We start from the raw sequence: 13,076 nt of genomic DNA, 5'->3' as shown, positions 1-13,076 counted from the left end.
ATTGCAAGTGTTTTTTACTCTGCTAAATCAAGTATTTGTTTTATAGCTCACTTGATTAAGAATTTTAAATTATTTAGCTAAATTTAAAGAAAACAATAAAAACATAAAGCTATTAATTACCCTTATCGTAATAGCAATATATTTAATTATTAGGTAATTTTATTTTTAATCAAATAGATTAAAAGTATAAATATTAGCTTTTAAAATAAAGCTCATATTCTTTAAAACAATTTATTTTTATAAGATTGTGCTATGTATTGATTAAACATCTCATCATTTTTTTCACTCTCAAGCTTTTCTTCAATACTAGGCTCTACACTATTAAATCCATCAATACAATTTTTATAAGTAAAATCCATAATATCTTTCATTTCATTTGTTTCATAATATTTAATTAATTTTTCTTTAAACTCACTAATAAGCTCAACAGGTATATTTACTAAACCTGCTCCATTTTCAATCAAAATTCTATTAGCACATAAAATAGCTGTTCTTTTATTACCATCAATAAAAATTTGTCTTCTCATTAGATATAACATTAATGTTATTGCTCTTTGTGTGGCATTTGTGATTTTTTGTATTTCGTTTAATTCTTCTATAATTTCTTCCTTATGTGGCATTTTAGGTTTGTAAGTTGTTCCGCCAATAGCCACATCAAATTGCCTTATGTAGCCTGATTGATAGATTAAATTTGCACCTATAGTCTTATTTATTTTACAAATATAAGCAAAATCAACTTCAGGATAATTTATAGTATCAAAAAGAACATACCAAGCGTATTTAAGATTATTAATAGCTACAATATCATCTACCTTTAGATTGCCCACGCTTGCACCATTATAAATAGCTTCTACTTGTGGAAAAGTTACATTAATTCCCTCAAGTCTAGCACTTTTATAGATATTATCTACGATATTTCTTTTTGCTAAACATATGTTGTATTCTAAGCTCATATGAAATTTATTTTTCATATTTATTAATCCCTTTTTTAATTTATATAATTTTATTTTAATACATTCATCTTTTTATTTTTATAACCTAGAAATTTATTATATTCAAGACAATAATATTTAATACAAATAGTTAAAGTAAGATAAAATATTTTTTTATTTGCAGTAATTAGTATTATATTTTGTTTTTAGTTTAAGCTTTTAAAATTAATATTTTTATTAATAATATTTTAAATATTTTTTATATGGACAGAATTTTGACAACTCATATGCTATAATGCGAAAAATTACAAGAAAGGAGAATAAATGAAAGCTATATTTTCTCTTATGGGGGGGGGGGATTTTACAAAAACTAAAATCACTTAACTTCATTAATTTTATTCAAAACTTCTCATTTACATTCAAAGGAACTTAGCAATGTTAGATAATTTTCCATGCACTGCATGTGGCTTATGCTGCAAAAGTATTAACGGAGTAAAAGAACTAGAAGAATTTAATTTAAATGGTGTTTGTATACACCTAGCAGATGATAATACATGCAGGATTTATGAAAATCGTCCTATGGTTTGTAGGGTTGATGAATATTACGAAAGGTTTCTTAAAAAGTATATGAGTAAGGCTAAATATTACAACGAGAATATAAAAGTCTGCAATGCTTTACAAGATAAATTTAAAGTAGATAAAAAATATAAAATTAATTTAATTAAGGAGATTTAAAATGGCAGTTCCATTTATTTTAGGAGGTATTGCACTTGCAACAGGAGCTTTCGGAGCAAAAAAAGGTTATGATGGTTATAGAAATAAAAGTGAAGCCAATAAACTTAATAAAGATGCAGAATTTATTTATAATCATGCAAGTGAAAGGTTAAATAATTCTAGAAAAAAAGCAAATAATTCATTAGAAATTTTAGGTCAGGCAAAAATTCATATCCATGAAAATTCTTTTAGTGAGTTTATAGATATTTTTACAAAGATAAAAAACATTGAAAGTAATGATTTTTCAAAAGACGATTTAAAATTTGATATTGAAGATTTTGTTGCTTTTACAAAAGAAAGTATTATAAATTTTAAAGAATTAGCAGGTGGTGGAATAGCTTCACTTGGTGCTGGTGCATTAGCTGGCGTTGGAGCTTATGGAAGCGTTGGGCTTCTTGCAAGTGCTTCAACAGGAACAGCAATAGCAAGTCTTAGTGGTGCAGCAGCAACTAATGCAACTCTAGCTTGGCTTGGTGGTGGAAGTTTAGCTGCAGGTGGATTTGGTATGGCAGGTGGTATGGTTGTTCTTGGTGGAATAGTTGCCGCACCTGTGCTTGCAGTAGGTGGTGCGTTATTTGCAAAAGCTAGTGAGAAAGCTCTTGAAGATGCTAAAAGTAATATTAAACAAGCTGAAATTGCTGAAGAACAGATGGAAACAGCAAGAATATCAACAGATGCTATCTCAAGTATTATAGAACAGTCTTTGGTGATAATAAATCAATTGGATGAAAAATTAGTTAAAGAATTACAAACTTTAAAATTAATTGTAATAAGAGAAAGTGATTATACAAAATATTCAGATGGAGAAAAAGAGTATTTAAAATTTATTGTAAATATGGTAAAAGCAATTAGTGGAATTTGTAAAGTTAATGTTTTAACAGTAGATGGAAAGGTAAATAAAGAATTTAGAAGAGCAGTTGAAGATGCTCAAGATTTAGGTGAAGAAATACTAAGTAAGTAATTAAAAGGTGGCTTTATGCCACCTTTTTTAAAGGAGTTAAAATGACGCAAAATTTATTTTTTGATGAGTTAATAGAAGAGTTAGGCACTCAAAGTCTTGCTAGATTTGGACTAAATATTTTTAATGTTGATTCTTATGGTGCTTATATGGAAAGTTCAAAGCTTACTACAAGTATGCAAAAAGCAGTAAAACAACATGGAAGCAATCCAAATGGTTTTGGACAGATGTTTGAAGCTTATGAAGTAGGTAAGCAAAATATTAAAAATGCTTATAATAAAAATGATACTAGAGCTTATACAACAGATGAGCTTAAAGAGATAAAACAAGTATATGAAAATAAAGATTTTAATACAAATAATGATTTAAAAAAATCAATGGTTACTTCTAATTTTAGCGATGAAGAAATCAAAAGAATAGCAACTAATCCAAAACTTGATGAATACGCTAAGACAAATCATACTTTAGTAGATGTAGTAGTAGTTGATAAAAATGGCAATGTAGTTAAAGAAGAGCAATTAAAGGCTGTTAGTGATAGTATTTTTTCTAAAACTTATGATAAGTATTTTGAAGCTGGAGTTAAAGTTAGGGTAGATAGCGATACTTATGAAAGAGCAGAGAATGAAATTAAGCAAATAAGACAAAATCTAGATAATGCACCAGACGATAAAAAAGCAATAATTCAAAAGCTACTAGATGAAAAAGAAACGAAATTTAAACAACTTGAAAAGGGTAGCGATAGAACCAAATCAGGCTACACAAAAGGCGAAAATCAAGAAAACGGACAAAAAACCAACACTGATGGAAAAATCGCTTTAAAAAATGTATATATAGAACAAGCAAAACAAGCAGGTATAAATATAGCTCAAACAGGTTTAAGCGATGCAGGGGTAGTTGTTTTAAGCACTTTTGCAAGTGGAGTTGTATGGGAATTAAGAGATGAGTATTTACACAATAACCACGAAGATTTTTTAATAAGACTACAAAGGCTTTTAAAACAAGTTTTTGTAAAAGGAAGTGAGAGTTTTGGTAGGGGTGCTAGTTTTGGATTAATTGATACTATTGTAGGACTTGCTGCTCAGTGTTTAAAAAATATTGGTGGTAATCTAAGGGCTATGTGGACAAGCCTTAGAAATAGTGCTAAATCAATCTTTAATGCTATTTGGCAATTTATAAAAGGTGAGATTAAAAGCTTCTCACAACTTATTAGAACAATTTTAAAGAGCTTGTTTTCGGCTATCATGGTTGCATTTGGTTTTGCACTTGAAAGGGAACTTAGCGTTTATGTAGGTAATGTTTTAGCTACTGGGATTTCTATTTTGGTTTGTTCGGTTGGAGTTGTCGTATTTTCTCAAAGTTTGGATTTAGCTATTAATGGCTTTTTAGCAATTTGCGCAAGTGCAAAAATGGCTAAAGCAAGAAGAGAAGAAATAGAAGCTTTATATCAAGAAATAATGCCAAAAATGATAGAAAATAGACTTCATTTAGAAAGCTTTACAAATGAATATATAAGCAATCTAAAAGATATTAGCGAGCTAAGTTTTGCTGATATTAGCAGTGCTATGGCTAATAATGATTACGCAAAAGCTGATGAAGCTTTAATAAAACTTGCAGGTGCTTATGGGGTAAATGATTTGTTTGTAAGCCAAAAAGAATTTGATGATTTTATGCTAAGTGATAAATCATTAAAACTTTAATTTTAAGAATTTGAAATATGACTTTCAAATTCTTAAAAAGGAGAGATTATGCCAATACCGCCAAAGCCTAGTAAATATACTTGCAAAAGTTGTGGATATAGCGTAGTTAGGATTTATAGTAGTGATTGTTTTGTAGAAAATGATTTAGCACCAATTAAGTGTCCTAAATGCAAAGCAAGTTTTAATTGGAAGCATTCAAAGGCAAATAAATTTGAAATATTACTAGCAAAACTAAAAGGAATAAATTAGAAATTTATTTTATTAATATAAAGGAAAAAAATGAAAAAACATAAACCAACAACAAAAAAAGAATTAAAAGAATTAGTAAGAGATGAGAGCGTATATCTAGGTGATATTGATACGAGCTTGATTACTGATATGAGTGGATTATTTGAAAATAGCACTAGAAAAGACTTTAGCGGGATAAACGAATGGGATACTAGCAATGTAACTAATATGTATAAGATGTTTGCTAATTGCTTAAAATTTAATCATGCTTTAAACTTTGATACTTCAAAAGTAACTAATATGAATAATATGTTTGAAGGTTGTATAAACTTTAATCAATCTTTAAACCTCAATACTTCAAGAGTTACTAATATGAGTTACATGTTTTATGGTTGTAAAAAATTTAATCAAACTTTAAACTTTAATACTTCAAAAGTTGAAAGTATGAGTTTTATGTTTATGTATTGTAAAAAATTTAATCAGCCTTTAAATTTTGATACAAGAAATGTAATTGATATTAGTGGTATGTTTATTGGTTGTGAGAATTTCAATCAAACTTTAAACTTTGATACTTCAAGAGTAGCTCATATGAGTTTTATGTTTTTTGGTTGTATAAACTTCAATCAAGCTATAAACTTTGATACTTCAAGAGTAACTAATATGGATTATATGTTTTGTGGTTGCGAAAGTTTTAATCAAATTATAAATTTTGACATTTCAAAAATATATACAATAAATGCAATGTTTAGTGGTTGCAAACAATTTGATTTTAAAAATTGTATTAAGAATAAAGATTTAATATTAAAAGCTTGTTATGATTTAGATGGGATATTAGAATTAATACAAGATAGTAATTGGATAAAAAAAGTAGATGATAAGTATCAACCAATAAATGAATATGAATTAAAAGCCTTAGTTTATAAGGATGGGGTTAGTTTAGATAGTGTTGATACGAGTTTGATTACCGATATGAGTAGATTATTTGAAAATAGCACTAGAAAAGACTTTAGCGGGATAAATACTTGGGATACTAGCAATGTAACTGATATGAGCCATATGTTTGATAAATGCATTAACTTCAATCAGCCTTTGAATTTTGATACTAGCAATGTAACTGATATGAGCCATATGTTTGAAGGTTGTATAAATTTCAATCAGCCTTTAAGTTTTGATACTAAAAATGTCAGATTTGTGTATTGTATGTTTGAGGGTTGCGAAAAATTAAATCAAGTGTTTGATTTTGATATAAGATATGTAAATGATACAGATAGTATATTTAAAGGTTGTTATGAAATGAATTCAAGTTCTTTTAAAGATTTTGACTTGGATGACTTGTATGAATATTTTTATGACTGTGAACCTGCTATGAAGCTTCTTTTGGAAAATGACTATTTTGAAAAGATTAATGGCAAATATAGACCTGAAGATAAGGAAGAATTACACAAATTAGTTTATTCTAATGTAATTAGTCTTAGTGATATTGATACGAGTTTGATTACTGATATGAGTATGCTTTTTAATAATAGTTTAAGAAAAGACTTTAGTGGTATTAATACTTGGGATACAAGCAATGTAACTAATATGTCCCAGATGTTTTCTGCTTGTAAGTATTTTAATCAATCTTTAAACTTTAACACTTCAAAAGTAACAAATATGAAGAATATGTTTTATGGTTGTGAAAATCTCAATCAGTCTTTAGAGCTTGATACTTCAAAAGTAATTAATATGGAAGGTATGCTTTATGGTTGTAAAAGTTTTAATCAAACTCTTAATTTTGATACTTCAAAAGTTGAAAATATGAGTGGTATGTTTGCAGGTTGTAAGAGTTTGGAGCAATTACCTGAGTTTTATAAGAAATTTTGCGAAGAAAACGAATAAGTCTAAGAATTTCAAATGGGAGTTTCAAATGAAATTCCTTTTTTTAAATTCCAAAAAAATTCGCTGCATTTTAAAGAATAATTGTAAAGTTATAAATCAAAATTTATATTTTAAATTTATTAAAATCTTTTTATATAGACATAATTAGGACTTTACTTTTGCTAAGATATACGAAATTAAAAAGGAGTTTATATGTGGATTTTAGGACTTTTATTTATCTTGGCTTTACTTTTATTTTTTGGCTTAGGTGTTTTTAGACTTTTACTTGTAGTTTTTATATTCTTAATTTTTTTAGCAATTATTGCAAAGGTTGTAGAGTTGTTATTTAAGGATTAAATTCTTAGCAATTAATTTATATTAAAAGAGCTAAAATATTTTGATTTAAATCGCCAAAAATTAGCGATTTAAATTCTTAAAAATTATGCTCAATCTCCATCAAATCACATCTATCATTATCACAAGTATCAGCGTGATTAGGATTTAGTATATGTCCATTTCCTCGTCTAAAATCACCACCACCAGTGCAATCAAATTGATTTAAATATTCTTCAAATATATTATCTCTATTACCAGCTAAACCAATTAAGCTAATGGCTTGTATGTTGTATCTATTATTAGCAGATAGGTTTCTTAATAAAGTACGCTCATCGTGTGTAGGTGCTATAAAGCTTGTAAAATCTTCTTCGCTTATATTTTGAGCATTTGTTGGGATTACTACTGCTCCGTTGTTTGTAATGATGATAGGAACTGCGTGTGCTCTGCCGTTATCTAAACTCATTAATGCAATATATAAAGAACCAGCAGGAGAATTTAAAATACCCCTTAATTGAGCTCTTAAATTATCTTGAGTTGTGATAGTGCTAAGGCTCCATTCTTGTCTTGGCAAAATACTGCTAGTTAAAGCCCAAATCGCCCTAATACCCCTTGAATATAGTCCTTCACCTAAAGCCAATTGTTGTCCCCATAACTCAAGTGTTTCACCCATTAAATTATACATAGCAGGGTTTCTTCTAGCAAATGTAGTAAATGGAGATACATTGTCCATATAATCAAATAAATATCCAGTAGAACTATAATTTAATATAGGACTATGTGGATATACTTGAGTTAGTAAAGAAACTATTTCATAAGTATGTAGCATACAAATTCCACAAATCCCACTAGCATCAGTGCTGCTATCAGTAGTCCTTGCAATGCTTAATAATCGTGCTTTCCAATTTGCTTGTAAAGGGTTAAAATTAGCTAAGCTATTTGATATAACTTCTCGTTTTGTTCTTCTTTCTGCACCACAATGGCTAGAGAAAAGCCCTAAATTTCTTGCGTTAAAATTCCTTAATTCATAAACGCTAAAGTCAAATGATAATTTACCATCTAATAAAACGCTAGGAGATAAATGGGTTTTATAATAATTTATATCACTTATAAATAATTTTCCTAATTCACTGCCCCTTGAAACATCTAAAATATTTTTATTAATATCTAATATATAAGAATTTTCAAATAAATTTAAATTCCAATAAAATCTATTTTCAAATCCGTAAAAATTACATTTAGAAAACTTTAAAAAACTAGCGTCTTGATTGCTAAGATTAGTTTCAAGGCACTCAAAAGTCCCACTGCTAGGGTTAAAAAGAGCTATTTTACCACTTGTAATATCGTAATAAAAATTAAATGGTGTTTTTGAAGCTCCATTTTTTGTAATATAAAATAGTTCTAATTTATTATTTGATTTTGAACGAAAATATATAGAAGTTTTAAGAGCGTAATTAATAGGCGGTGGAACTGCTTGTAGCCACTGCTTCATTTCGTCATTATCTATGGTTATTTTATTGGCGTTTTTGTTTTTTGTAGCTAGTAAATTATACTCGCTTTCTTTTACTTCTACATCAATGTAAGCTGGTAAGCTAAAGGTATCTTTTATGCTAAACCATTGAGATTTATCGTTTAAAACACAAGGCTTTAATTCAAAGAAATCTTGTTTGGTTTGTCCACTTTTAAACCTATCGCTAAGACTTGCACATAGCCAATTGTCTTTATATTTAAAAGCAAGTCTTTTGTATAAATCATATCTCGTATCTACTGCTTGTTTACAATCTAGCATACCGATTATGACCCTATCATGCACTTGTCTTGGAGCTAGACAAAAAGTTTTATTATCGTGAGCTTTTATGATTAAATGCTTATCTTGTATTGTGTTGGCTGGAGTTTGCGGGACGCTATTTGCAAATATTGTAGAAAGGTAAAATAATATTAATATAAGTTTTTTCATAATTTCCCCCTTAAGATTTGTGATTATATTAATTTATAATAATATTTATTCTAAATTTCAAATATTTTTTAATAGTTGTGAAAATTAAGGAGCAAAAATGAGTGATAATAATGCTAAAAAAAGATATTTTGCTATCAAAAATAGCATAGAATTTAAAAAACAAGAAGAATTAAATTCTAACTATGAAGATATTTTAAAGGCTTATGAAAAAGAGCTTGACGAAGCGATTTTGAAAGTTGTTAATAAGTATAAATTTAGTGAAATTTTAAGCAGTAAAATGCCAAATTACCACAAAATAACAAAATCTATAATCTACAAAGCAGAAAGCGAAAATGAAAAAAAGGGCAGATTATATGAATTAAAAATTAAAAAATATTACGAAGAGCAAGGCTACAAGGTCTTTCCACACGGCTTTATAAATGGTAAAAACGATGGCGGGATAGATTTGGTTTGTTATAAAGAAAATGAGTGTGTATTAATTCAGTGCAAAAATCACAAAAGCCAAATAGGTCAAGATTTGTTAAGGAAATTTTTAGGTGATTGTGCTGTTTTTGTTAATGAGAATGAAAAAATGCTTAAAAATAAAACTATTAAAAAAGTTTTTATAAGTTCAAGTGAGCCAAGAGCAAGTGCTGAATATTATTTAAATAATTATAAGGATTTAATAGAGTATTTAAATATTGAAGAATAGTATGAAAATTACAAAATAGTTTTAGGTGTTATTTTGTGAATTGTAATTTTAGTAAAATCAATAAAATTAGCTATTTTATATATGGTTGTTTTGGTATTTATCAAGGAAATTTATACACCACTAATAAAAATCGGCGAATATATAAATTAAAAAAATTGTGCTTAGCAATAAATAATGTAAATATATTGTTTGATACGAATAATATGTTTTAGAGTATAAATAAAATCCAAGTAAGCTAAATTTACTAGATTATAAATATTTATTTTCAAATGAAATTCTTTTAAAATACACGAAATATTTTTTTGTATTTTAGTGTTTTAAATTGGCTAAGTTTAATAAAAATTATATTCTAACTATAATATTATTTACATTAGGTTTTATCAAATAAAAGATAGGATAATATGTAAAATATTTCAAAATAAGGATAAAAATGAAAAAAATTACAAAAATTACAAAAAGAGAAATTTTTAAACTTTTTAAAGATGGTTATCGTGATTATGGGATATATCATTATGATTTTGAAGAAGATGAAATTGATTTTTTATTACAAAATTTTGATTTAGAAAATATGCCAAGTAAGGTTAATTACCCAAATCTTAAAGAAGAATTTATTAAAAATTATATTACAAACAATAATTATGAAAGATTTTTTTATTTAAAAGATGACACTTTAGGCTTATGCAACGATAGTGAATATCTTGGTTTTCTGTGTAAGTTTTTTCATCCTGAGATAAGAAAAGAAGAAAGTGATTGGAAAATAATTTTAGAAAAAATTAATGACTTGCTTAAAAAAGATGGATATGAATTTTATATAAGCGAAGTAATGTCCGGTAGAAATGTTTACGATTGGAAAATATATATAGAAAATGATCAAATTTTCAAACCTTATTCGTTTAGATATAAAAAAATTGAAGAAACATTAGGTAAAAAATTTAGAGAACAAGTTTTTCAAATATTGAATAGTTATAATAGCAATTTTTACAAACAAGATGAGTTTGGTTATAACTCTTATTACGATTATATTTCGTTGTTAGAAGAAGAAATTTTATTATTTCATAAATTAGAATATTACTCTAATGGTATTATAAAAATAGCAAAAAATTTAGAAGATTTTATTTTAAATTGCGAAAAGCTTAAGTTGTTTGATGTTATTGAAATTTTTCATAATCTGAAAAAGAACGACAGCTTTACAGAACACATTAATATGCAGTTTAAGAGATTTGATATACCTTATAAATTTGAAAATAATTTAATAGTGGCAAATATTGAACCGCCTTTAAAGCTAAGTGAAATTGAAATAAAAGAAAATGGCTTAAAGGTTTTAGTTGATAAATCAAATGAATTATATGAAAAAGGTGAAATTTGGTTGGCAACTCAGCAAATTTGGGCTGTTTTTGAAAGATTAAAAACATATTATGCAGATTATGATGATAAACGCTCGGAAAAAAGTAAAAGTGCAAATAAGTTGATAAATCAAATAAGCTTTAACGAAGAAGAATTTATAACAATATTTACAGATGAATTTGAAATATTGTCAAAAATAGGAAATAATTTTCAAATAAGACATCATGAAAAAATGATAACTCCGATTAAAAACAAATTACATTGCGAGTATTTTTATAAAAGGTGCTTTTCATTGGTATCAATAGCTTTGAAATATTTAGATAATAGTCATGGTATTTAATAATATAATCAAAGCCATTTGGATAGATTTACAGCTTGATACGATATACTTTATCTTTTTTATAATTATGATTTTGTGTATTTATTCAATGCAAAAGACATTTAGAAAAAATACGATTTAAAGGACATAAGATGAAACAAATAAATGAAAATCCTATTTCAAATTCTATAAAAATACACGAAATAAATTCCTAGTAAAAAATCAAGCTAATAATACAAATTAATAAAATAAAATTAAAAATATGTAAAGTTTCAAAAATATTAAAGAAATGATTGTAAAAACTTTAAGTAAAGCCCTAATTTTAGGGCTTTAGACTTAATTAAATATTTTAAATAGTATAAATATAAAAAATGCAGCAGGGGTTGCTTTAAATAGTATAAATGCCATGTTTTTGCTGATATTATTTTTTAACTCATTTTCTGATACATTTTTTCTTGTATTAGCCATCAAATCAAAAGCTACACAATATTTTCCAGCTTTATTTAAATTCTTTTCTGTATTTTCTAGTGATGTTATTAAATCCATTTTATTCTCCTACATGTTTTAAAGTAATATATGGTGATAATTGATAAATATCAAAAATAACTTCGCCGTATTTATTCACCAAAGTTTTTAGATTAGGTTCTATTGATGCTAAATCTTTATATGTATTATTTTCTTTAGTAATCGTGCTTTCATAATAACGCCATGATATTATGAAATATACTACGAAAATTATAGCTCCTGTAATTAGACTTGAATTACACGCAAATATCAATGAGATAATAAGAATAATTGTTAAATTGATTGGATAATTTTTACTTTCTTGGTGTATTGTTTTTAGCTCTTGATTAGATTTGTAAACATATCTTAAAAATTCTATACATTCGTAGAAATTTATACAATTTTGTTTTAATCTTTCATAATCAATTTCTACTCCGTTTGCGTGATTTTCTCTACCTATTAATGCCACAGTACCTTTTAATTTAAATACATTATTGACCATAATTGTTGAACTTGTATTTGTTGTAGATATTGATGAAGATAAATTATTAGTTATTATGTTGCGATTATAACTTGTATGAGTTTGTGCTGTCTCGGTAGCATTCATACTCTTAGTATGTTGAGATCTTACTATATTGATGATAGCATTAAAACCCATAAGACTAACCATTTTCTTAAGGGATTGTTCGGCATCTTCATAGCTAATGTTTGAACTTGTTGATATTTCTAGTTCACTTGCGAATATTACCTGATATCCCCCACCTATAATATCTCCACTATTTATGAGTCTTACGCCTAGCGCCAAATCAAATTTTGGATTTTGTGCTTTTAGCTCTTCAATAGTGATAACACTATTCATTTGTGACTCCTTTGCTTTGGAATGTTTAAATGAGTATATTAATATTTTTAAATTAAATATGTTTTAATTTAGCTTATTTAAGTTAAAAACATATTCATTAATTTAACTTACCTAAGAACAGGGCAAGAAAGTTAGTTTTTGGCTTATAAATTATGTTTGATTGAAAATACACTAAAGAAATTCTTGGATGATTACAGCTACTAACCGATAAAATACCGATAAATTATACTGAAAAACTGCCGAGATTTTAAATTGCTATGATGAGTATATAAAATTTAAAGAATTTAAAATCAGAATTAGAAAAAGAAAAATTCCACCTAATGAACGAGCTACTAAGTGGCAAAATAAGGTTTGCTAACTTTATCAGCCTTTAGCAAAAAGTAATGATTAATGATTTGGGTCTAACTTACAATAGGCTTTTAGATAAAAAAGAAAAAAATTTGAAGATGATAACTTAAACTGCATTACATATAAAAATATTTTTGATAGTGTTAAAATAAACGATGCTGAAAAAAAATAAAGAAGATGTATTTTTTACTATTTTTCTAAAATCATATACGAAATATGGACTTTATTTGTTATTTTATAAGAATGTGAAATTTATATTTAAATAGCTTTGGCTT

At 26.7% G+C, this 13,076-nt stretch carries 12 protein-coding genes; 8 read left to right on the top strand and 4 right to left on the bottom strand.

All coding sequences use genetic code 11. The features are described from left to right. Window positions 1–221: 221 nt before the first annotated feature. On the bottom strand, window positions 222–971 hold the full coding sequence (locus tag AVBRAN12640_RS07620; RefSeq protein WP_336609171.1) for a Fic family protein: 750 nt from the start codon (window positions 969–971) through the stop codon (window positions 222–224). A 396-nt stretch (window positions 972–1,367) separates the two neighbouring features. On the opposite strand from AVBRAN12640_RS07620, the gene AVBRAN12640_RS07615 reads away from it, so the two are divergent. The 6 genes from AVBRAN12640_RS07615 to AVBRAN12640_RS07590 all read left to right on the top strand — a co-directional run bounded on the left by AVBRAN12640_RS07615 (window position 1,368) and on the right by AVBRAN12640_RS07590 (window position 6,803). Continuing rightward, on the top strand, window positions 1,368–1,667 hold the full coding sequence (locus AVBRAN12640_RS07615) for a YkgJ family cysteine cluster protein (protein ID WP_336608861.1): 300 nt from the start codon (window positions 1,368–1,370) through the stop codon (window positions 1,665–1,667). Window position 1,668: 1 nt separating this feature from the next. Further along, entirely contained in the window at window positions 1,669–2,667 is a 999-nt protein-coding gene (locus AVBRAN12640_RS07610; protein WP_336608860.1) for a hypothetical protein, read from the top strand. 41 nt (window positions 2,668–2,708) lie between these two features. Continuing rightward, window positions 2,709–4,361 carry a hypothetical protein gene (locus tag AVBRAN12640_RS07605; RefSeq protein WP_336608859.1) on the top strand — a complete coding sequence of 551 codons (1,653 nt, stop codon included), beginning with the start codon at window positions 2,709–2,711 and terminating at the stop codon, window positions 4,359–4,361. 48 nt (window positions 4,362–4,409) lie between these two features. Then, window positions 4,410–4,610 carry a hypothetical protein gene (locus AVBRAN12640_RS07600; RefSeq protein WP_336608858.1) on the top strand — a complete coding sequence of 67 codons (201 nt, stop codon included), beginning with the start codon at window positions 4,410–4,412 and terminating at the stop codon, window positions 4,608–4,610. Between the two features lie 30 nt (window positions 4,611–4,640). Continuing rightward, window positions 4,641–6,467, top strand: a complete 1,827-nt coding sequence (locus tag AVBRAN12640_RS07595) for a BspA family leucine-rich repeat surface protein (RefSeq protein ID WP_336608857.1) — start codon at window positions 4,641–4,643, stop codon at window positions 6,465–6,467. 192 nt (window positions 6,468–6,659) lie between these two features. Continuing rightward, window positions 6,660–6,803: a hypothetical protein gene (locus AVBRAN12640_RS07590; protein WP_214117680.1), complete on the top strand. Its 144-nt coding sequence runs from the start codon at window positions 6,660–6,662 to the stop codon at window positions 6,801–6,803. 76 nt (window positions 6,804–6,879) lie between these two features. Here the strand turns inward: AVBRAN12640_RS07590 and AVBRAN12640_RS07585 are convergent, their stop codons facing one another. Then, complete coding sequence (locus AVBRAN12640_RS07585) at window positions 6,880–8,736, bottom strand: DUF1561 family protein (RefSeq protein WP_336608856.1); 1,857 nt, start codon at window positions 8,734–8,736, stop codon at window positions 6,880–6,882. 97 nt (window positions 8,737–8,833) lie between these two features. Between AVBRAN12640_RS07585 and AVBRAN12640_RS07580 the strand changes: the two genes are divergently transcribed. Both AVBRAN12640_RS07580 and AVBRAN12640_RS07575 read left to right on the top strand, forming a co-directional pair. Further along, window positions 8,834–9,427, top strand: coding sequence for a restriction endonuclease (locus AVBRAN12640_RS07580; RefSeq protein ID WP_214117678.1), 594 nt, complete (start codon window positions 8,834–8,836; stop codon window positions 9,425–9,427). 430 nt (window positions 9,428–9,857) lie between these two features. Next, entirely contained in the window at window positions 9,858–11,111 is a 1,254-nt protein-coding gene (locus tag AVBRAN12640_RS07575) for an AbiJ-NTD4 domain-containing protein (RefSeq protein ID WP_336608855.1), read from the top strand. 315 nt (window positions 11,112–11,426) lie between these two features. On the opposite strand, the gene AVBRAN12640_RS07570 is transcribed toward AVBRAN12640_RS07575, so the two are convergent. Beyond that, window positions 11,427–11,636 (bottom strand): hypothetical protein, encoded by a 210-nt coding sequence (locus AVBRAN12640_RS07570; RefSeq protein ID WP_214117673.1) that lies wholly within the window; start codon window positions 11,634–11,636, stop codon window positions 11,427–11,429. Between the two features lies 1 nt (window position 11,637). After that, window positions 11,638–12,453 carry a hypothetical protein gene (locus AVBRAN12640_RS07565; protein WP_336608854.1) on the bottom strand — a complete coding sequence of 272 codons (816 nt, stop codon included), beginning with the start codon at window positions 12,451–12,453 and terminating at the stop codon, window positions 11,638–11,640. Between the last annotated feature and the right edge of the window lie 623 nt (window positions 12,454–13,076).

The organism is Campylobacter sp. RM12640 (genome assembly GCF_020137595.1).
Lineage (GTDB): Bacteria > Campylobacterota > Campylobacteria > Campylobacterales > Campylobacteraceae > Campylobacter_E.
This window is presented reverse-complemented; position numbering and strand designations above follow the sequence as displayed.